This is a genomic window from Heliomicrobium gestii (assembly GCF_009877435.1).
GTDB lineage: Bacteria > Bacillota > Desulfitobacteriia > Heliobacteriales > Heliobacteriaceae > Heliomicrobium > Heliomicrobium gestii.
Map to the genome: position 1 here is coordinate 199,859 of NZ_WXEX01000005.1, position 21,227 is coordinate 221,085.

Below are 21,227 nucleotides of genomic sequence, written 5' to 3' on the forward strand. Positions count from 1 at the left end.
AAAAGGGTGTGCTTTTTGCAATCTCATATTTTCAGCAAATCTGCAATTGAGGTATTTCCTTTCCAACAATTGTCGTTGGCCCGCTTACCATTATAACTTTAAAAAAGTCGACTTTTTTAAAGTCCATTCTAAGGGTTATAAAAATTAATCAAACAAGAGGACAAGCGCAAAATTATCTGGTTCAATCACAAAAAAAAACCGGCTCGACTATTCAAGGTCATACCGGAGATTCGCACGCTTCTTCAGATCAAAAATGAAAAATCCATCCTGAACGGATGGATTTACGTAACGATATTGGTGGAGATGAGCGGGAGCGAACCGCTGGCCTCCTGCATGTCGTCCTTTCTCGTTTATAATCATCGCGAAGGGCTTTCCTTCAACATCCCTGCCCGCAGACAAGCCTTCCTTCTTTATCGGGCGATACGACCGTTACAGGCTTTCCACAGCGTTCACAACGCAAAGGCTCCACCTGACCGTTGACGGGATTGTACAATACCACCGGCTGTAACGCCTGTTTTCCCAACTGTAGGCTCAATTTCACATGGATGCGCGGCAGCGAGAGCATCATGACGTGATCGAGCCGCACATCCCCTTTGACTCGGTACCGGTCTTGGGCATCGATCAGGCGGCGCTCCTGATCGGCCCGTGTCGCCTCGATCTGCGCCGTCAATCGCGACTGTTTCTCCGCCGTATCGGCAGCCTCAAGCTTCTTCCGCAAGGCCGCCTCCGTCTCCATATAATAGGCGGCGATCTTGCTCAACTCACGCCTTCGAAAGGCGGCCGAGCGATCATAGATGGCCTGGGCCCGCTCTTTGGCGTCTTGCTCAGCCAGCGAGCAGGCGGCGCGATAGGCGGCCTCCGGCGACACCGACGGCGCGGGGGTATAACTGTACGCCGGTTTATCTGCCGGAAGCAGTGTGTCCCACCATTGAAAAAAATCGTCGCGCCGTTCCCCCCGAAAGCCGTCGATCACCACCGGCAACAGCACTTCCGTCTTCTCAAAAGATTGAAAGGTACAGAGAAAAAAGAAGGCGTAAAAGCGGTGCTCCGCCGTCCACACCATCTCCACCGACGGTGGACGGCAACGCTGAAACTGGATCTGATCGTGAATCTTTTTGAGCAGGTTCTGCGGGGGCTGCGCCGACGTTCCGGGCCAGTAGAACTGCGTATAATCACCGTACACCTTTGCCTGTTCCACCACAGCGTCGAGAAAGGGGCTTCCATAGGTGACAAAGAGGGCATCGGGCGTCTCGCGGGCCACCTCGGCGTCAAAGGTCAAACAGAGATGCTCCTCCTGGCAGCGCCGGGATAGGTCATCACTGAGCAAAACCTCCCAAAGCTCATACCCGCTTTCCTCTAAAACGGCGCCGGAGCGACGGAGACAATCGCGGACAAAGGGCTTGATGTCGCTGTGGGTGGTCGGTCGATTCGGATGGTTGTCACTCATCCGGCATCAACTCCCCCAACAGCCGTTCATCGACGGCCTTGACGGCAAGATAGTGGTTTTTCGCATCAAGCAGTTGGTCGCCCACTTTGACCATCTGGGTCTCCATCTCCCGCTCATCGGCCGACTGCAGCCAGGCGTTCAGCACCATATCCTCAAAACCCTGATTCTCCTTCAAGTTGCCTAGGATCATATCCAACTCGCCGACGACCAGTTGGAACATGTTGATCTTCGCGTCCAGCAGTTCCAGCATGTGGGATTCCAGCGTATCCTGGGCAGACAGGTTGTAGATGTGCACATCCCGCTCCTGGCCGATGCGGTGAATCCGGCCGATGCGCTGCTCGATCTGCATGGGATTCCAGGGCAAGTCATAATTGACGAGGCAGCGGCAAAACTGCAGGTTCCGCCCTTCGCTGCCTGTTTCCGTGGACAGGAGCACCTGGGCCTCTTCGGCGAAATGGCGCACCTGCTCTTCCTTTTCCAACCGCTTCATCCCGCCGTGCAACTGGGCCACCGTAAAGCCTGCTTCAGTCAGCCGGCGAACCAGGTAGCGATGGGTCTCGGAAAAACCGGTAAAAACAATCACCTTATCGTTGAGCCCTTTCAGCAGTTGCACCAGCGCATCCGCCTTCGCCCGGCGCGGCACCGTTTTGGCCTGCTCCTGCAACGCAGCGAAAAGTCGACGCATCTCTGGCGCGTACGCTGGCTGCTCGGCCATCTTGGCCAGCGTCGGCAAAAGGGCTTCGATGCTGCTGCCGATCTCCCGTTGCAACACTTTTAGGGTGAGCAAACTCGCTCCTCCCTGAAGCTTGTCCTGCCCACCGGTGAAGAAACCCCGGACGAAATGGGTGAGCCGCCGGTAGAAGGCCATCTCTTCGGGGCTCAGTTGCAGTCGAATCGTCTCGGCATAGCGGCGGCTCAAAATGACCCCGGTTTCCGAACGGCGGTTTCTGACCATCACCTCGCGAACAAGCGTTTTGAGTTCCTCTGTATTTTTCGGTTTTAGGGCGTCGCCGCGGGTGATGTATTTTTTCTTAAAGGCCGCCGCTGTCTCCAACTGCCCCGGCAAGAGCAGCGTGATCAGATTGAACAACTCTTCCAGATCGTTTTCCACAGGCGTCGCCGTCAGCAAGAGGATGTACTTCTTCTGCAACTGGCTCACCAGTTGATAGGCCTGGGTGCGTCGGTTTTTCAGATGGTGAGCCTCGTCGCAGATGACCAGATCAAAGGCGACGGCGCCGATCTGCTGCCGGTGGCTCTCCCGCTTCGCCGTGTCGATAGAGGCGATGATGCGCGGGAAAAAGGTCCAGGGAGCATCGTGGGCCTTAAACGCCGGATCGTCATAGGTGATAAAGTCGAGATTGAATTTGGCCTGCATCTCCTCGCGCCATTGAGAGACGAGCGATGGCGGCGCCAGGATGAGCACCCGCCTGGCCAAACCGCGGAGCATGTATTCGAGGGCGATCAATCCGGCCTCGACCGTTTTGCCCATCCCCACCTCGTCACAAAGAAGCGCCCGCCCGCGCAGGTTGGCCAGCACATGACGGACCGTGCGGATCTGGTAGTCAAAGGGCGCCATATCGCGCACCGCCGTCAGGGACAGGAGCGTGTCAAAGCCGGGATGCAGCGAAAACAGCAAGGCCTGCCGGCGCAGGTACAGATCATCGGCGCTGGCCCCGCGCCCAGTGATGATCTTTTCAACAAGCGGTTTTCCCTTCTCCTGGTCAAGCCGGATTTCCACAACATTGCCCCGTGAGCCCTGCTCAAAATTCTGGACGATCGATTGGACCGGGTCGGGCGGACTGACCCAGGTCGTTTTTTTACTTGTGGGCGCCAGGTTTGAGGCGGGCGCTGAAGGTGAGGCTGACACAGCAGCCCCCTTCGCGCTCGAAGCCGTCGCCCCTTTTTTGGTGCTTTCCCTGTTCGTCCCCCGTTTGGCGGCTGAGCGTTCTCCACCAGACCGATCCGCCCGAGGGATAGGTTGCCGGAGAGCGACGGGGAAAACGAAAAATTCCTCACTGCCTATCTGTCGCATCTCAAAGGTGGGGGAACCCATATTTTTTAGAAACTTCCCCAATTGAGGGCCTTGGAGAAGGGTGCCCTGAGGATTGACTTTGCACTTAATCCACTGTTCGCTGGGATCTTGCAAGTAAATCGTTTTCCCGGCAAAGGGCCGCAGCAGTCTGGCGACATCCCCTTGCAAAAGCAGGCCATTCGTCTGTATCGTCTCCGGCGAGACGGAAAAGGGTGCCGGCCTGTTCATCAATTGTTATACACCGCCTATTTGTGACGTGCGTCCGATAACGATCATTTTAGCATAAAAAGAAGATTCTTGCCCCGCCAGGCCGCAGGCTGCGATGAAAGGGGCTTTCTATAAAAAATGAGGCTCCTGACAGGGGATGTCATGAGCCTCCACAATGCGGCATGAGCGCGCTCTTTTATGGTCGGTGGATGTCACGAAGACGATAGCCGAAGCATTCCTTTTCCAGCCAGGGCGTCTCCCCAACCGCATCTGCCGGTGTCCATTGCTGAACAAAAGCGTACTTCCAGAGATCATCGTCAAGGACATAGAGGATTTCTTCCTTGGAGACCGCTACGAGATCGACCGTCTTTTGCCAGCATTCTTCATCGATCAAGCCGGTGATTTTCAGGTAATCGTAGACATAGGGCAACCCCCACAGCAAAACGACGCTGTCGGGTTTTTTGTTCGAAAGACCCATAAAATTCACACCCAGCCAGTCCCTCAAGGCGGATTCCAGCGTCTTTTTGGTGAATCGGAACCTGGCCTTTATGTCGCTAGCCTTCTTTTTTTGCACATAACGGGTCATAAACAAGCTGAACTGTCGCCAGATGAGGTCGGCGCCAGTGAAATCCATGCTCTTTTTCTGGCGCATGTACCGGTAAAAGCCGTAGGACATCGATTCGAGCCCATCCACGAGCGATCGGCGCAACCTTTCGCGAAGGATATCAACGGTCACATCTTCTGCCAGGCCCGCCTTGATCATCGCCAGAAACTCCGGTGTCGTCTCACATCCCGCTTGGGCAAGATCACTGGCCAAGGCTTGCCAATCAGGTTGTCGGCCTTCTCGGAGTTCATCGTATACCTGCTCTAATCGGTGAGCGCGGAGCACCGCCACAACAACCTCATCGACGCCCCCCATCAACCCTTTCGCTTCCAGGATGGACTGATGGGCATCTTCCGCGAACCGGACTGCCAGCTCGGTTTCTCCAGAAGCAACCAACGTGCTCAACACCGGCAGAATCTGATCGATGCTATGCTCTGGGTCGTCGGTTAGCCATCGCAGGGGGAGCCGCAATTCATCCCGTTCTCGGCGGTACAGGCGGTAGTAAACCAGTAACTCATCGAAATAATGAAAGTCTCGCCCTTTCTCTTCCACCACATGATCCCGATAGGCTCCGACGAGTTTTGCGATAAGGGCGATGCGCTTTTCTAGATGCAGGTTGTCCAGCGTCTCATACAGTTCTTCGCTTAGGGCTGGACTTTCGCTCATGGTGATGATCAATTCGTCGAGAGCGTCCGACAGGTCTTCATCCTGCGCCTCTTCCGCCCCATTCGCCGCTTCTTCAAAATCTCCTATCCCATCAGCGCTCTCGCCGCCAGCGGGAATTTCCTCCTCATCAACGATGAGATCATCTACTTCTTCATCCCAAAGGCCGTCCACTTCATCATCCGATTCTTCACCCCAGAAGTACGGGTCCCTTTGCCGAATGGCTGCGATCATGACATCGACCTGTCGGTCCAAGGGCAGCTGTCGATAGCGCTTGCGCCAATGATCGCCCGGCTTGTTCGATGATTTCAGAGCGGGTGTTGCGGGGCGGCTCTTTTTCGCAGAACGGACAACGACCGTATCCAGGTCTCGAATTCGTTGCTGTAAATACACCGGTTCATCGACACCGGCATCCAGGCCAGCCGCAAAGATTTCCCTCGCACGCTGAACATCGGCCTCCCGGTCATCGGGTTGGTTATCGCTGTACAGGTCTCCCCATCCCACGTATCCCCATGTCCACTGCGGGTAATCCGTAATCAACTGGCGGAATTCCGCATCGCTCTTATCGAACTCTCCTAGCGTCGCATAGGATTCGGCAACCGCTCGCCGCATGTTCTGAATGATCAAAAGGTCACTCTTCGGCAACAAGCGAACAAAATCTTGGGCATAGGCGATCCGCATGATCGCCATTACCCAACGGTTTTGAGCTTCGTTGACCAACTGGTCATCAAAGTCCTGACACCAATTGCTTATACAGTCAGGGGCGTTAACCACCTTGTCTAATGCGTCTACATCGTCAATGCCATGCTCAAGGATGAGCGGACGCAGCTTTGTCCACGCCCACCACCATGCCCGGCAACCTTCAAAGCCATCTTGTTGATCCACGAGGCGATAACCGAGATCCAACAATTTCGCCATTGACATGGTTGATGGATCGAAGTCAATCGCTTTTTTCTCTTTATTTTCCTTTTTATAAACTTCGAACATGTCATCCAGTCTGGGGAGCTCTCTTCTTTCTGCCTTCATCGAATCCTTTGACTGCGCTACGGCAGCTTCATCCTTGGCCATACAGCATTTCTTATACTTTTTGCCGCTCCCGCAATGGCACGGATCGTTTCGTCCGACTTTCGACATCCGCGTTGCCGGCTATCCCCGTTAGGGCTCAGCCGTTCCCTCCCAGCGTTATTTTCTTGTGGGCCTGCCGCAATATACCCATCAACGACCGGATCATGAAAAAGGTTTTTGTTTTTTCCTAGATTTAAACCAATCCGTAAACTTTTTCTCAAAGGGAAGTATTTCAATTGCCTTTTGATATGCCTGAAGTATTTCTGTTTCGGGTTTTCTCAACGAATGCAAGGATTTAGCCAAGTCAAACCAACACCACGCACGACGTGTATCGTCCTCCGCTAATTGAATCGCGCGATGAAGGAGTTCGACCGCCTCTTGATTCAGTTTTCGTTTCGCAAAACCATCGTTTGTGTTTTTTGCTAGTTTTAATTTAGTCGTAGCAAATTCATGAACAGCCTTGGGATCATCTTTTATTAATTCAAACGCAGTTGAAAATAGTTTATGCCTTGACTCATTCTTCCTGCACGCTTGTTTAAGATAGCTAATGTAACTCAAACCTACATACTTTTTTAATCATCAAGCATATCTAGAAAAAAAACCCTTCTCAACAGAAGGGTTTTTAAAATCTATATAAAATAATTATAGACAAAATTGGTGGAGATGAGCGGGATCGAACCGCTGGCCTCCTGCATGCGAAGCAGGCGCTCTCCCAGCTGAGCTACACCCCCACGTGACAGAAGCTATTATATCGAAAAAGGAGGCCCATTGCAAGTGTTTTTGGGCCTCCTTTTTTATCCACAAAGCCGCACCCGATGTTCCCGTTGCCCTAGGCCTTCGGCTTCTTCTGCTCCTCCGGCTTCAGCTTCTCGACGACGATGGCGCAGTCGGGGCAGACGTGCTGGCAGATGCCGCAGGCGATGCAGGCGGGATCCTGCTGCACCTCGACGGCGGGGGTGCCGTAGACGCCCAGCTTCTTCGACCAGGTGATCGTATCGGTCGGGCACTTCTCGATGCAGAGCCCGCAGCCTTTGCAGAGGCCGGGGAACACGCTGTGACGCCCTTTGCCGCTCTCGATCGTATAGACTTTCCATTCAGCCACGGAAGACATACCTCCTTTTCGGTGGAGTCAAATCGCAATGCCCTACGGATGGTTTGCGATATACCGTTCGGCTTCACCATCCACATTGCGGCGGTGCTTTGCCTACAGAACCTTAACCTACAGGTGCCCCTCCACCAGTTGCATGCCCCGCGCCAGGGCGCGGTGGTTCAACTCGCGCAGTTTCGGATCCTGCTCAAATTTGTAGCCCAGCTTGTCTTCCAGGGCTTGTTTGGCTCGTTCTTCACTGACCACATGGGTGGCGCGGACAACAGCGCCCATGATGATGATGTTAAACACCCGGGGGTGCAGTTCGTTCTTCGCCGTTTCGATGGCCGGGATGCCGATGACCTTTTTGGCCCCTTTGGGCAGGTCGTCTTCGACGCCTTCGATGAAGGTGTCATAGACAAAGACCGTATTCCCGTCGACGTACTGGGCGCAGCGGCGGACGGCGCGGTCGGAGAGGGCGATGACGATGTCGGCCTTCTCAAACTTGGGCGAGCCCACCTTCTCCTTATCGGAGATCTGGACGAAGGCGATAGAGACGCCGCCCCGCTGTTCAACACCGAAGTTGGGGATGTAGAGGGCTTCCTTCCCTTCCTCGTTGGCCGCCTCGGTGATGATCTCGGCGACCGACTGCACGCCCTGGCCGCCTTCGCCGGCGAGGGCGATTTTGACGACTTTGGCCATGGTTATCCCTCCTGCTTGGCGGCGGGTACTTTCAGTTCGCCGACTTTGAAGTATTTGGTCATTTCCTTCTCGACGAACTCCCACGTCTTGGCCGCGTTCATCCGCCAGTTGGTCGGGCAGGCGGAGAGGGCTTCGACGAAGGAGAACCCGTTGCCGTCGATCTGGTTTTGCAGCGCCTTTTTCATCATCTTCGTCAGTTGGGGGATGTTGGCCATCGTCCCCCGTGCTACGTAGGCTGAGGCCGGCGTGATGGCGGCGACCATCTCGGGGCCGAGGGTCGGGTTACCCGTGGCGTCCACGTCGCGTCCATAAGGCGACGTTTCCGTCTTCATCCCCGGCAGGGTCGTCGGCGCCATCTGGCCGCCGGTCATGCCGTACTGGGCGTTGTTGGCCAGGATGACGGTGAGTTTTTCGTTGCGGCTGGCGGCGTTGACCAGGTGCTGAGCGCCGATGGCGTAGCCGCCGCCATCGCCCATGTAGGCGATGCAGATCAGCTCCGGCCGGGCGCGCTTGATGCCGGTCATGACGGGCGTCGTGCGGCCGTGGTGGGTCTGGATGGCGTCACAGTTGAAGAAATCCCAGGACAAAAGGGAACAGCCGATGTCGCAGCCGAAGACGACGCGGTCCTGGATGCCGAGTTCGTCAATGGCTCTCCCGAGCGCTTTTAAGACATCGCCGTGTCCGCAACCGGGACAAAACTTGTGCGGTTTCGTCTCCTGCCGCCAACATACGGGCATTTTTGGTTCTAACACAGTTGCCGTTGTCATCGCGTCACCCTCCCCTAGGCCATGGCCTTGATTTTCTTGACGATTTCGTCAGATGTGATGCCCTGACCCGGCTTGTAGATGGTCTCCAGCGGCGTGGTGAGGCCGTAGAGGGATGGGAGAACCAGGCGGGCGAATTGCCCTTCCGCCGACTCGACGATGAGCAGCTTTTTCGCCTTCTGGACGACAGCGCGCAAGGGCTCCGTCGGGAAAGGGCGCAGGGTGATGGGACGGAACATGCCCGCCTTGACCCCTTCTGCGCGCAGCTCGCGGATGGCTTCGACAGCGGCGCGGGAGACGATGCCGTGGCAGAGGATGACCACTTCGGCGTCATCACACTCCACCGTCTTGTGCTCGACAATCTCGGGCGCGAATTTTTCATAGGCCCCGACAAGTTCCTTGACAACCTCGTAGAGTTCTTCTTCCGTGTTGTAGGTGTTGCGCAGGTGAGCCGGGTCGCGGTCCGCGCCGGCTTTGCCGGGCAGTCCGACAAGGGGATAGGTGTCCACCATCTGGATGCCCCGCAACTCCGGGTCATAGATGGTCAAGGACTCGCGCATCTTGGCCTGGTAGCCGTCACCGAGGACGAAGGTGGGAAAGCGGTATTTCCATGCCGTATTAAAGGACTTGATCGTGTAATCGTAGAGTTCCTGGTGATCGGCCGTCGAATAGACGATGCGCAGACCTTCGCCGTTGGCGCCGTAGCAGGTCATGGTCACTTCCTGCTGGGAATAGATGACCGTTGCCGTCGACGGGCCGCCCCGCTGCTGAATGATGAAAACGGCGGGGATGCGCATCATCTCGGCCATGGACATGGGCTCTTGCATGAGCGTGTTGCCGGGGCCCGCCGTAGCGGTGAAGGCTCGCTTGCCCGAGAGGACGCCGCCACAGGTGGTGAAGCCGGCTGAGATCTCATCCTCGGTCTGCAAAAAGGTTCGATTGTGCTTGGGCGCCAGGCGCGTCCAGTAGTGCATGATCTCGTTTTGCGGCGTAATGGGATACCCGTACATGATATCCGCGCCGGCGGCCAGCGCCGCGTAGGCGCAGACCTCGTTGCCGGTCATGAACATCCGCTTTTCCCCTTGAATCGGCTTGTCTGCCATGGGTCAGGCACACCTCCTGAAACGTGTATGTTGGTCGTTGAACGAATGCCTTTGGGGGAACGATTCACCGCCTGTGAAGTCGCCGTTACCAGAAAGAGCGGGGCATGAAGCGCTGCAAAAAACGCACCGGCTGGCCCAGCACATCCTCCGGCGCGAGTTTACCGCGAAAGCGTTCGTCAGCGGCGGTGGCCATCACCGGTAGATCCAGTTCCCGGGCGGCCGCGTCAACCAGCCGCGCTCCTTCCCGGATGATCGCCAGATCGGTCTCCTCGGCCAGATGGGTGTTGTTGAGCAGGCCGTGGACAGGCCCCAGGCCGCGCACATGGTCGACGATCTCCTCGACAGAGGCGGTCATCGGCCGGGAGGCGTTGATGACGGCGATGATGCGCAGGTCTTTGTCTTCATGGGCGCCGTGGAGCAGGTTGAGCGTCTTGGATCCCTCGACACCGTAGCCGATGTCCAGCACCAGGTCGCCTTCGCGGCGCAAGGACCAGAGCATGTCCCCCCGGATCAGGGTTCCTGCCTCGCCAAGTCCCATGGTGGCGCGCGTTTCCCAGGCGACCACCTGCAGCCCTTTCTCCTCCAGTTCTTTCTTGATCGGACGGAGGGTGTAGAAAGGCTCGACGATATCCAGGTCGACGATCGTCACCGGTCGACGGCCCTGGGCCAGCAGTTCCAGGGCGCGGTTGACGGCGTTTTCACTCTTCCCGCTGGCATACTCGCCCACATAGGCCTCGACGACTCGTTGGCGTTCCGTGCCGGAAATGGTCACCACCTCCGCTAGCCTGTATTTTCCCCGCGCGTTGACAAATCATGCCCGATCGTTTGGATATTTTCCCCTCTCACCTATTGTTGCGGGAGGGCAAAACAAAAGGGGGAACGCCCCCTTAATGAAAAACATCAACATTAGTTCAATGGCTACGTCACCCAATTGTAGTTAAGGATTGGATTCCAGTCAACGATAGATTATCAGTTTGATCTAAAAGTTGCAAGCATACGTCTTGAATTCAGAAATTCATGGCAATCGGGTCAGAACGGAAGACCTGTGGACGGATTAAAACAGCCCTTCTATGGCTGGGAAGCGACAGAAGGGCGGAACTTCCTTTAGAACTTCAACAAGTTAAGGCCAATCTCTTCACTGAATGCCCGATCAGCCTGACCCTCCATGCCATCGATGATGATCTCGCCGGTGCAACTGATCGTGGCGGCAGAGAGGTGGCCGCCGAAGGCGGCGTTGGTGGCGTCGGTCAAGGTGATGTGCAGGTGCAGGTAGGCTTCGCCGTTCAACTCACTGATGTTTCCGGTCAGGCTGGCGATCTCCATGTCGCCAGTCACCTCCCGGGAATGATATTGTTTTGTCGCCGACTCAAATAACCCGATCGTTGCCCGCCCCACGGCGCCGATCCCCGAGACAGCGCCCAGCCGGATGCCTTCTTTTTTGACCAGTTCCTTCAGCGATGTGACGATCTCATCCCCCCGGTCGAGCCGAACAAGCCATTTTGAACCTAATCGTCTGTAGTGCATGGTCATCCTCCCCTTGTGCTACAGTTTTTCTCCAATCAACCGCCCTAGTCATTTTTCTCGGCATTTTACGAAAGTCCTTTTTTGCACGAAATATGGCGCGCTCTAAGGCGACAGGTTCCCAGGGCGCACGATAAAAAAACGCCCCTCGCCGATCCCGTCTGCCTCGACTGGGATCGCCCAAGGGGCGTTTTTCTGTAATCAGGTTCTTCCCATGGGGCTTTTTCCGCTTAGGCGCCTTTTATCATGACGCTCCGCTTGAGGGCGGAAGCGACTGTGCGCCTGAACCGGCCTATCCTGCTGCTCGCCAGCGGATTTCGCGGGCAATGCTTAGTAGGATGCCAGCCGTTTGTACATCTCGTACCGTTCCTTGGCGTCCTGCTCCATCTTGCCGAAGAGCAGTTGGGCCTGTTCGGGGTACGAACGGACGAGGGCGTTGAAGCGGACTTCGCTCATGATGAAGTCGCGGAAGGACTCGGAAGGCTCCTTCGATTCGAGGAGGAAGGGGTTTTTGCCTTCTTCCTTGAGATCGGGGTTGAACCGGTAGAGATGCCAGTAGCCGGACTTGACGGCGCGGGCCATCTCGACTTGGCTGTTGGCCATGCCGGCTTTGAGGCCATGGTTGATGCAGGAGGCGTAGGCGATGATCAGGGATGGTCCTTTGTAGGCCTCCGCTTCTTTGATCGCCTTGATGGTCTGGTTCATGTCAGCGCCCATGGCGATCTGGGCCACATAGACATAGCCGTAGGACATGGCCATCATGCCGAGGTCTTTCTTCTTCATCCGCTTGCCGGCGGCGGCGAACTTGGCGATGGCGGCAAGCGGCGTCGCTTTCGACGATTGGCCGCCCGTGTTCGAGTAGACCTCCGTATCCAAAACAAGGACGTTCACGTCTTCGCCGGAGGCGAGCACATGGTCGAGACCGCCGAAGCCGATGTCATAGGCCCAGCCGTCGCCGCCGAAGATCCACTGGGACTTCTTGATCAGGTAGTCCTTGCGGTCGGCGATTTCGGCGAGCACGGGGTTCGCCTGGCCTTCGATCAGGGGCAGGATTTTGGCCGTCGCCTGCTTGGAGGCTTCGGCGTCGTCCATACCGACGAGCCATTCGTTGAAGGCGGCCTTGAGGGCGGCGTCGATGTCCAAGGTGAGGGCTTCACGGATCAGATCGGCCAGCTTGGCGCGGATCTTGCTGACGCCCAGGTGCATGCCGTAGCCGAACTCGGCGTTGTCTTCAAAGAGTGAGTTGGCCCAGGCCGGCCCTTTGCCTTCCTTGTTGGTGCAGTAGGGCACAGAGGGCGCGCTGGCGCCCCAGATGGAGGTGCAGCCGGTGGCGTTGGCGACAAGCATGCGATCGCCGAACAGTTGGGTGATCAGCTTGACATAGGGTGTTTCGCCACAGCCGGCGCAGGCGCCGCTGAATTCGAGGAGGGGCTGGGCGTACTGGCTGCCCTTGATCGAGTCGAGCTTGAAGAGGTTGTCTTTGATGGTGAGGGTCGTGGCGAAGTCCCAATTGGGTTGCTGCAGGGCCACCTGGCTGTCCTGTTCCTTCATGGCAAGGGCCTTCTGCTTTGCCGGGCAAGTGTTGACGCAGACGCCGCAGCCCTGGCAGTCGAGGGGCGTGACCTGCAAGCGGTAGGTCAGGCCTTCGAACTGCTTGCCGCCGACGGCCTTGATGGTTTCAAAGGCGGCCGGCGCCTTGGCTTGTTCTTCCGCATCGAGCAGGAAGGGACGAATGGCGGCATGGGGACAGACGAAGGAGCACTGGTTGCACTGGATGCAGTTTTCCTTGATCCATTCGGGGACGAAGGCGGCGACGCCGCGCTTTTCATAGCGGGAGGTTTCGACGGGGAAGGTGCCATCGGGCGCATCGGCAAAGGCGCTGACAGGCAGTTTATCGCCCTGGAGGGCGTTCATGGGCACGAGGACCTTTTCAATGAAGGCCGGCACATCTTTGGCGGCGGCGGCTTCATCAGCAGCCTCGGCCCAGGCGGCGGGCACATCGATCGGGACGAGCGCTTCGATGCCCTGGTCGACGGCGGCGGCGTTCATGGCCACGATGGCGTCGCCTTTTTTGCCGTAAGCCTTCTTGATGCCGGCTTTCAGGTACTCGACGGCTTCTTCGATGGGGATCACGTTGGCCAGTTTGAAGAAGGCCGACTGCATGACCATGTTGGTCCGGTTGCCGAGGCCCAGCTTCTTGGCGATGTGAACGGCGTCGATGGTGTAGAAGCGGATCTTCTTCTCGGCGATGGTCCGCTTGAGGCGACCGGGGAGTTTTTCCTCCAACTCTTCCGGCGACCAAACGGTGTTCAGCAGGAAGGCGCCGCCTTCTTTGAGGCCCGCCAGCAGGTCGTAGTTGTAGACATAGGATTGGTTCGAACAGGAGATGAAGTCGGCCTTGTGGATCAGGTAGGGCGACTTGATCGGCTTGTGTCCGAAGCGCAGGTGGGAGACGGTCACACCGCCCGATTTTTTGGAGTCATAGGCGAAGTAGGCCTGGGCGTACATGTCGGTGTGGTCGCCGATGATCTCGACGGCTTGCTTGTTGGCGCCGACGGTGCCGTCAGAGCCGAGACCCCAGAACTTGCACTGGATGGTGCCTTCGGGCGCGGCGTCGATGAATTGACCCGCCGGCAGCGACAGGAAGGTGACATCGTCGACGATGCCGACGGTGAAGCCGTTTTTCGGCTCTTCGGCCTTGAGGTTGTCAAAGACGGCTTTGATATCGGAGGGCAGCACCTCTTTGGAGCCGAGGCCGTAGCGACCGCCGACGATGACGGGCTGGCAGTCCGCTTCGTAGAAGAGGGTGCGCACATCTTCGTAAAGGGGTTCGCCGAGGGAGCCGGGCTCCTTGCAGCGGTCAAGGACAGCGATCTTCTTGACCGTCTGGGGCAGCACATCGAAGAAGTACTTGGCCGAGAAGGGCTTGTAGAGGCGAACCTTGATCAGGCCGACCTTTTCACCCCGGGCGAGGAGGTAGTCGATGGTCTCTTCGATGGTCTCACAGGCCGAGCCCATGGCGACGATGACGCGCTCGGCGTCAGGGGCGCCGTAGTAATTGAAGGGCAGGTACTCGCGGCCGGTGAGCTTGCTGATTTCCTTCATATATTCGGCCACGATGTCGGCAACGCCCTCGTAGTAGGGGTTGCAGGCTTCCTTGGCCTGGAAGAAGATGTCCGGGTTCTGGGCGGTGCCGCGGACACTCGGGTGCTCCGGATTGAGACCGCGCTTGCGGAAGGCCCGGATGGCTTCGTAGTCGACCAGCTTGGCAAAGTCGGCGTAATCGATGACTTCGATCTTCTGCATCTCGTGGGAGGTGCGGAAGCCGTCGAAGAAATGCAGGAAGGGCACGCGCGACTTGATGGACGCCAAGTGGGCGATGCCGCCGAGATCCATGACCTCCTGGACGCCGCCGGAAGCCAGCATGGCCCAGCCGGTCTGCCGGCAGGACATGACGTCAGAGTGGTCGCCGAAGATGCTCAGGGCATGGCCGGCAATGGCGCGAGCCGACACGTGCATGACGCCGGGCAGCAGTTCGCCGGCGATCTTGTACATGTTGGGGATCATCAAGAGCAAACCCTGGGAAGCGGTGTATGTAGTGGTCAGCGACCCCGCCGTCAGCGCGCCGTGGACGGCGCCGGCGGCGCCACCTTCGGATTGCAGTTCGGCAACAGTCACCGTCTGACCGAAGATGTTCTTTTTGCCTTGGGCGCTCCACTCGTCGACATACTCCGCCATGGTGGACGAGGGTGTGATGGGGTAGATGGCTGCGCATTCCGTGAACGCATAGGAGACATAGGCGGCAGCCTTGTTCCCGTCCATCGTTTGCATGACCTTAGACAAGCGTAACGATCCCCTTTCAGCTGGAATATTCAAATTTATCGAATATTGGAGCAATTCTAAATCGCCCGCAATTCGACCTAGGAGGGATATTTATTCGACACCCGACTTTTTCCTCCTTCTTTTTTGCGCAAAAAAAGAGAGGTTTGTTCAAATAAAATCCGGATCTATCCGATGCCTGCCGGGATTCCCATAAAAAATTATAGCGAAAGGGGGTCAATATAGCAAGTAATCACAAGATCATGAAATATTTCAACATTAGCAAGAGCGCCATGCCCGGGATGCCCAGAAACCCGGCGATCAGGGCGCTGACCGGGTTGAGGGGCAGCGTCAGGCCGAAGGAGGCGCCCAACAGGTTCGTTCCCCCCAGCATCAGCACGCCCAGCAACGAATTGAAGGCCAACGTAAACAGCCAGCGCATGGGCCGCCAGAAGAAGTGGCCGGCCACCATGAGCAGCAGTACCCCGGCGCCGATCAGAACCATCTGCTCTGTCGTGACGTTCACCGGTCACACCCTCCCCCTTTCTCCAGATTGCCTGAGAAGACCTGCGCTCGCAGGGTCTCCCCATTACCCAATGTACGCTTGTCCTGCCATTTCAGAACCAGGAGGAGAAAAAAGGGAAAACAAAAACCGGCCGCCGGCGTTCATTTCGCCGCAGAGCCGGTTCTCTTCGTTCAATTCTGTCTCGTTTTATCGATACCGCGTTCCTGGAAAAACCGCTCCCTGATCCGTTGCCGTTACAACTCACGCCGGCCTTCCATCGCCCGCAACAACGTGACCTGATCGGCGTACTCCAGATCGCCGCCCACCGGCAAGCCGTGGGCGATGCGCGTCACCTTGACGCCCATGGGTTTGATCAGTCGCGCCAAGTAGGACGCCGTCGCCTCCCCTTCAACGGTGGGGTTGGTGGCGACGATCACCTCTTTTAACTCCGGATCGGCCAGCCGCGCCATCAGTTGGCTGATCCGCAGCTGCTCCGGCCCGATGCCCTCGATGGGCGACAGGGCGCCATGGAGGACATGGTAGTGACCGCGATACTCCCGAGTCTTTTCGACGGCCACCACATCGCGCGGCTCTTCGACAACACAGATGACGCTGCGATCCCGGTTCGCATCACCGCAGATGCGGCAAGGATCCTGATCGGTCAAGTTCGTGCAGACGGAACAGTAGAGCGTCTTGTCATGGGCCTCGACGATGGCCTTCGCCAGGGCAACGGCTTCGCTCCGCGGAACATGGAGCAGGTGAAAGGCCAGCCGTTGCGCTGTTTTCGGTCCGACGCCGGGCAGTTTGGACAGTTCTTCGATCAGCCGTCCGACCGGTTCCGCGTAGTAGAGCATCGGTTAGAACATTCCGGGAATCTTCAGACCGCCTGTGACCTTGGCCATTTCCTGGCTGACCATCTCTTGCGCCTTCCGCAGCGCCTCGTTGACGACGGTCAGGATCAGGTCTTGGAGCATCTCAACGTCGTCGGGATCGACGGCTTCCGGCGCGATGGCGATGGACAGGATCTCGTTTTTCCCATTGGCGACCACCTTGATCGCCCCGCCGCCTCCGGTGGCCTCGACGGTGCGTTCCGCCAATTCCTCCTGGAGTTTGGCCATATCCTGTTGCATCTTTTGCACTTGTTTCATCATCTTTTGCATGTCGCCCATTTTTCCGAACATCGGCAATCCCCCTCCCAGCGTTTGGCGTCAGTAGTTTACCACAATTGAACAGCATTATAAAGCGCCAGCGCGCAAAAAATAACACTGCCGCGCAACCGGTTCCGGTCTCGCGGCAGTGTTACCGACTGGGTGCTAAAATAAATACCCCTCCCCTTCTTATCTTGGCGCCGGTTGCATCAAAGCGAACAACAGCCCCGTGATGGCAACGGCCAGGAGGACAAGGTCCATGTTGATCCACGAGGTCATTTCGTTTCCCCTCCCTTCCTAGAGTTCTCGCCTTCGGGCGGCTCATCTCCTGCGGAATGTTACTACAGGGTATGCGCAACGTTAAGTTTCTGTTAAGCATTTTAAGATTATGTGAAGTATAGTGGATTCATACCCCCCTGTCAATGTTTTCCCGACAGGATTTTTTTGCTGGATCTTGCGTATTTTCGCCCGTTTTCGCACACATTGAGATGGACTTGGGAACGACATTCGTCGAGATGCCACGACGAAAGACGATGGAGGGATGTTTCATGAGTGGTCGTGAAGACGGCAAGATCGCAACGGATGCAAAAAAGTTACAAATGGAGTTCAAAGAAGGCCTCAACCCCGACGATTTTGAGGAGACGGCCGACGTGGCCCAAGGCCCCATCGTGTCCGGCTCTCCCGATATGGCTGCCCGTCGAGGCGCGACAAGAACGACAGAGATGATCGTCGGTGAAACGGGGGAAGAAAGAACCCCTTCCTGACGGGGCATGCTACATCCGGGGGGTGGTGTGATGCAGCGACGCCTGTTGGCTCGCCTGGTTCCCATGGGGCTCCGGGGGTATCTCATGTACAACCTGGCCCGCCTGGGAATCCGCTGGACCATTCGCAACCGCCGTTGGTTGCAGTTCCGGTAGCTCCACTCCGTCCGGGTTCACGGAAAAAGGCCGGGGGCGATCATCGCCTCCCGGCCTTTTTCTCTGCGCAGCCGTCTCCGTTTGTTTTTCGGCCGCCACATTACGCAGAAGCTTGGCATCGAGTCCTTAATCCATACCGTCCAAGGTGTCGTCATCGACGATCTCCACAGACAGGTTGGGGTCTTGAAAGACCTTTTCCCGGATAAAGTTCGGGTCGGCCCAAGGCGGCGACGCTTCCCTGGCCCCGGTTGCTTTTGGGGAGGCTTCGGCCGGGACGCCCGCCTGTCGCCGCTGCGGTTCCGCTTTCGGCGTCCACTGGCTTTCGTGGCATAGTTGGATCAGCACCGGCCGATCCAACGCCTTGGAAAACTCCTCCTTGAGGGCGTTGATCACATCGCTTAACTTCGGATCATTCGGCTGATTATAGAGGGTGTTGTTGTGGACGAGGACGACCCGGTTCTGCTCGGCGCCGGCCAGGCGCGTCTGCCCCCGCAAGATCGAGCGCTTCAACGGGGAGATCTGCTCCATCGCCGCCGCAAGCACATCGGGCCAGCAGGCGTTCACCTGGTCAACATCGAGGGGAGCTTCGCTCATGCGCGCCGGCCTGTCCTCATCGGGCCCAACCGCGGCGGTGGACAACGGCGCAGGGACGGCGCGCCGGGGCGACTCGGCAAAGGGATTGGCGGCTTTTTCCGCGGCAGCGCCACCGTGGCTCTCCAGCATCTGCTGCATGTCCCGCAGCTTCGCTTCCAGGCTCTCGACCCGTCGCCGGAGGGCGCGCATCTCCATATCAGAGGAACCGCCGGCCGCCGTTCCAGTCACCGGTGGCGCGGCGGGAGCGGAAACAGGCGCATACCCGGCGGCTGGCGCCGTCGAAGCGCTGGCGACACCTCGACCAGCCGCGCCCATTGCCGCACCAGCCGTCGCGCTGCCGGCGGCGCCGCCAGAACCGGCGGCAATCGCCCCCCATTCGCGGCGGGCGATGCGGACAAAGGCAACCTCCAGGAGGATGCGGGGATGGGTCGTCCACTTCATGTCGTTTTCCGCCTGGCTCAGCAAGGCGATGCAGGCTTGCAACTCTCCGGCGCCGTAGACCTGGCCCGTCTCCTTCACCCGCTCAGCGATGTCGTCAGGCATGTCCGCCAGATCGGCGGCGCCCGGCACCGTCCGCAGGATCAGGCGATCCCGGTAGTGCTCGATCAGATCGCGCGTCAGTGGTCGCACCTCTTTGCCCTGGTTGATCAGATCGTTCAACTGCATCAGCACAGCAGAGAGCCGCTCTTCCGCCAGGCCCTGGGTCATCTCGTAGAGCGTCTCATCGGCGACAGCGCCCAGGATAGCCGTCACATCGGCGCTTTGGATCGCTTTTCCGGCGTAGGAGACACACTGGTCGAGGATGCCCAGGGCGTCCCGCATCCCGCCCTCGGCCTTGCGGGCGATAAACTGCAGCGTTTCCCGGGAGGCCGTGAGCTCATGATGGCGGCAAATCCGCTCCAGTCGGTCGACGATCTCGTTGATGCCGAGGCGGCGGAAATCAAAGCGCTGGCAACGGGAGAGGATGGTGGCCGGGATCTTGTGCACCTCCGTGGTGGCGAGCACGAAGATCACATTGACCGGCGGCTCCTCCAGCGTCTTTAAGAGGGCGTTGAAGGCTTCCGTCGTGAGCATGTGCACTTCGTCGATGATATAGACCTTGTATGTCCCCTCCTGGGGCGCGTACTTGACCTGCTCGCGCAGTTCCCGGATCTCGTCGACGCCCCGGTTGGACGCCGCGTCGATCTCGAGCACATCATGGGAGGCGCCGCTGTTGATGGCGCGACAATTGGGACAGTCGTTGCAAGGCTTCACCGGTCCGTCGCCGCAGCAGTTCAACGCTTTCGCGAGGATCTTGGCGGTCGTCGTCTTCCCCGTGCCCCGAGGGCCGCAAAAGAGATAGGCATGGGCGATCCGCTGATAGGCGATGGCGTTTTGCAAGGTCCGGCTCACATGCTCCTGGCCGACCAGTTCCTGAAAGCTCTGGGGTCGCCACTCCCGGTATAACGCCAGATAGGCCATGACATCCTCCCACATCTCGCCGGACCGCCGAAGGCGGACCGTTGGCATTGCGCTTGAATACAGAAAAAAGATGGCTTACACCATCTTTTCTTACCGATAAAACCAAATAATATAATTTATGGCCGTGCACCCGACTTCGAACGCTGACTTCCGGGCGTTACCCCTGTAGTTAACTCAGACCAGGCTCCCCTGCGGCACCCGAAAGGGCCTACTTACCGTTGCTTCCTCCCGGACCTGGCGGGGTTCATAGGTTTTCGTTGCGCAGGACCCAATCTTCAACGTCACTTGCAGAAGCCGGACCCCACAAGTCAGGACCTCAAATCGGGCATCCACCCCGCTATAGCGGATTGCGGGTGACAAGGCACCGCTAACGCCCCGTGTAGCACGGCCAATCTTAACGCAGCTACGGCAACTGCAATCGGCCAGGAACCGATTGCTCGATGGTGGCTGGCGGAGAGAGAGGGATTCGAACCCTCGAGACAGGTTTTGCCCGCCTACACGATTTCCAATCGTGCGCCTTCGACCAACTCGGCCATCTCTCCATCAGTCTACATAAAAATAGTATATCGATGAGATGGACAAAAGTAAAGCGGAATCGAATGGGAACCCATCCAACACTCGCTCCGCTCCGGAGTTCCATCCTCGTCGCTGTTCGCGGCAAAGACCGGAAGTGTCCTTCACTTCACGAGCCCTACTATAATACCGCAATGAACAATCGCTGTCAATATTGAAGAAATTCCCTGGCCGGCGCCGCCGATCGACCGGTCAGGAACCGGCGCCCCGGTACCGGAGCAACCCCCGCCCCCAGAGCCAATACCCGGCGGCGAAGACGATCCCGCCGATGACCGGCGTCAACCCTGCATAGTGGGCCAACTCAAAGCGATGCAGAAACAGCGCGCCCGGATAAAAGCCGACGAAGGCGAAGGGCAACAGCCAGGTCAAGAGCCAGCGCACGACGCCTTTATAGATGGTAACGGGATACCGGCCATACCCGGTCAGGTTGTACACGAGCGGCGAAACGCCCGAACGTCCTTCCGCCCAGAAGCCGGTCGCCGCCAGCGCCGTAAAAACGCCGCCATAGATCAGGACCGAGCCGGCAAGCAGGCAGACAAAGGCGACAGGCTCCCACCAAAGCAGTTCGATGCCGAGGCTGTGGCGGGCATACGCCAGCAGCCCCAATCCAAGGGCGGCGCCGGAGAGCGGTTCCAACTCGATCTTCTCCAGGTAGATCTGCAGCAGCGGGTTGACGGGGCGTGTCATCACTCCGTCCAATTTCCCCTCAATGATGTACTGATCCCGGATGTACCAGGACCCGGTAAAGAGACAATTGAACAGGGCGAAGGCCACCATGAAGTAGCCGACAATGCCGATGACCTCTTCCCGATTCCAGCCGTCGAGATCGGGAACCTGGCTGAAGACGATCAGGATGAAGGCCAGGCTGACCCCCTGGTAGAGCAGGTCGGCAAAGGACTCCACGAGAAAATCGGCGCGATAGGCCAATTTCGTCTTGACATACTGCCCCAGATAAGCGGCGATCACCGGACCGTATCGCATACGAGATCTTCCTCCCCCTCGTTTTCTGCCGGTT

At 57.8% G+C, this 21,227-nt stretch carries 18 protein-coding genes, 2 tRNA genes, 1 other RNA gene and 1 pseudogene; 2 read left to right on the forward strand and 20 right to left on the reverse strand.

The window, feature by feature from the left end:
• Positions 1-376: 376 nt before the first annotated feature.
• The 16 genes and pseudogenes from GTO89_RS07590 to GTO89_RS07660 all read right to left on the reverse strand — a co-directional run bounded on the left by GTO89_RS07590 (position 377) and on the right by GTO89_RS07660 (position 16,700).
• Positions 377-1,447 carry a hypothetical protein gene (locus GTO89_RS07590; protein ID WP_161261472.1) on the reverse strand — a complete coding sequence of 357 codons (1,071 nt, stop codon included), beginning with the start codon at positions 1,445-1,447 and terminating at the stop codon, positions 377-379.
• Positions 1,440-3,707, reverse strand: a complete 2,268-nt coding sequence (locus GTO89_RS07595) for a DEAD/DEAH box helicase (RefSeq protein WP_235920307.1) — start codon at positions 3,705-3,707, stop codon at positions 1,440-1,442. Before GTO89_RS07595 ends, GTO89_RS07590 begins: the two co-directional genes overlap by 8 nt.
• Positions 3,708-3,882: 175 nt before the next feature.
• Positions 3,883-6,021: a hypothetical protein gene (locus GTO89_RS17165; RefSeq protein WP_204758194.1), complete on the reverse strand. Its 2,139-nt coding sequence runs from the start codon at positions 6,019-6,021 to the stop codon at positions 3,883-3,885.
• Positions 6,016-6,096, reverse strand: a pseudogene (locus GTO89_RS17945) (SEC-C metal-binding domain-containing protein); the annotation flags it as partial. The gene GTO89_RS17165 and the pseudogene GTO89_RS17945, both read right to left, overlap by 6 nt.
• An 84-nt stretch (positions 6,097-6,180) precedes the next feature.
• Complete coding sequence (locus GTO89_RS07605; protein ID WP_161261473.1) at positions 6,181-6,576, reverse strand: hypothetical protein; 396 nt, start codon at positions 6,574-6,576, stop codon at positions 6,181-6,183.
• A gap of 97 nt (positions 6,577-6,673) precedes the next feature.
• Positions 6,674-6,749 (reverse strand) — tRNA-Ala (locus GTO89_RS07610).
• 98 nt (positions 6,750-6,847) lie between these two features.
• The gene (locus GTO89_RS07615) at positions 6,848-7,120 is read right to left on the reverse strand and encodes a 4Fe-4S dicluster domain-containing protein (protein ID WP_161256222.1); all 273 of its coding nucleotides are present in this window, start codon (positions 7,118-7,120) and stop codon (positions 6,848-6,850) included.
• A gap of 117 nt (positions 7,121-7,237) precedes the next feature.
• A complete protein-coding gene (locus GTO89_RS07620; RefSeq protein WP_161261475.1) occupies positions 7,238-7,807 on the reverse strand; it encodes a 2-oxoacid:acceptor oxidoreductase family protein in 570 nt (189 codons plus the stop codon).
• A 2-nt stretch (positions 7,808-7,809) separates the two neighbouring features.
• Positions 7,810-8,574, reverse strand: a complete 765-nt coding sequence (locus GTO89_RS07625) for a thiamine pyrophosphate-dependent enzyme (RefSeq protein WP_161261476.1) — start codon at positions 8,572-8,574, stop codon at positions 7,810-7,812.
• A 14-nt stretch (positions 8,575-8,588) separates the two neighbouring features.
• Positions 8,589-9,674 (reverse strand): transketolase C-terminal domain-containing protein, encoded by a 1,086-nt coding sequence (locus tag GTO89_RS07630; protein ID WP_161261477.1) that lies wholly within the window; start codon positions 9,672-9,674, stop codon positions 8,589-8,591.
• Positions 9,675-9,759: 85 nt separating this feature from the next.
• On the reverse strand, positions 9,760-10,446 hold the full coding sequence (locus GTO89_RS07635; protein WP_161261478.1) for a hypothetical protein: 687 nt from the start codon (positions 10,444-10,446) through the stop codon (positions 9,760-9,762).
• Positions 10,447-10,778: 332 nt separating this feature from the next.
• Positions 10,779-11,198 carry a PPC domain-containing DNA-binding protein gene (locus tag GTO89_RS07640; RefSeq protein ID WP_161261479.1) on the reverse strand — a complete coding sequence of 140 codons (420 nt, stop codon included), beginning with the start codon at positions 11,196-11,198 and terminating at the stop codon, positions 10,779-10,781.
• A 327-nt stretch (positions 11,199-11,525) separates the two neighbouring features.
• Positions 11,526-15,026: a pyruvate:ferredoxin (flavodoxin) oxidoreductase gene (gene nifJ, locus GTO89_RS07645; protein ID WP_407929490.1), complete on the reverse strand. Its 3,501-nt coding sequence runs from the start codon at positions 15,024-15,026 to the stop codon at positions 11,526-11,528.
• Positions 15,027-15,267: 241 nt separating this feature from the next.
• On the reverse strand, positions 15,268-15,540 hold the full coding sequence (locus GTO89_RS07650) for a pro-sigmaK processing inhibitor BofA family protein (RefSeq protein ID WP_161261481.1): 273 nt from the start codon (positions 15,538-15,540) through the stop codon (positions 15,268-15,270).
• A gap of 233 nt (positions 15,541-15,773) precedes the next feature.
• On the reverse strand, positions 15,774-16,373 hold the full coding sequence (gene recR, locus GTO89_RS07655) for a recombination mediator RecR (RefSeq protein WP_161261482.1): 600 nt from the start codon (positions 16,371-16,373) through the stop codon (positions 15,774-15,776).
• A 3-nt stretch (positions 16,374-16,376) separates the two neighbouring features.
• Positions 16,377-16,700 (reverse strand): YbaB/EbfC family nucleoid-associated protein, encoded by a 324-nt coding sequence (locus GTO89_RS07660; RefSeq protein WP_161261483.1) that lies wholly within the window; start codon positions 16,698-16,700, stop codon positions 16,377-16,379.
• A gap of 515 nt (positions 16,701-17,215) precedes the next feature.
• Between GTO89_RS07660 and GTO89_RS07665 the strand changes: the two genes are divergently transcribed.
• Entirely contained in the window at positions 17,216-17,431 is a 216-nt protein-coding gene (locus GTO89_RS07665) for a hypothetical protein (RefSeq protein ID WP_161261484.1), read from the forward strand.
• A gap of 30 nt (positions 17,432-17,461) precedes the next feature.
• A complete protein-coding gene (locus tag GTO89_RS17660; protein ID WP_268894646.1) occupies positions 17,462-17,584 on the forward strand; it encodes a hypothetical protein in 123 nt (40 codons plus the stop codon).
• Positions 17,585-17,710: 126 nt separating this feature from the next.
• Here GTO89_RS17660 and dnaX read toward each other — a convergent pair whose 3' ends face one another.
• The 4 genes from dnaX to GTO89_RS07685 form a co-directional block, all read right to left on the reverse strand.
• Positions 17,711-19,639 (reverse strand): DNA polymerase III subunit gamma/tau, encoded by a 1,929-nt coding sequence (gene dnaX / locus GTO89_RS07670; protein ID WP_161261485.1) that lies wholly within the window; start codon positions 19,637-19,639, stop codon positions 17,711-17,713.
• Positions 19,640-19,761: 122 nt separating this feature from the next.
• Positions 19,762-20,027: signal recognition particle sRNA large type (gene ffs / locus GTO89_RS07675), an RNA gene on the reverse strand.
• A gap of 60 nt (positions 20,028-20,087) precedes the next feature.
• A tRNA-Ser gene (locus GTO89_RS07680) sits at positions 20,088-20,181 on the reverse strand.
• 223 nt (positions 20,182-20,404) lie between these two features.
• Positions 20,405-21,193, reverse strand: coding sequence for an ABC transporter permease (locus tag GTO89_RS07685; RefSeq protein WP_161261486.1), 789 nt, complete (start codon positions 21,191-21,193; stop codon positions 20,405-20,407).
• Between the last annotated feature and the right edge of the window lie 34 nt (positions 21,194-21,227).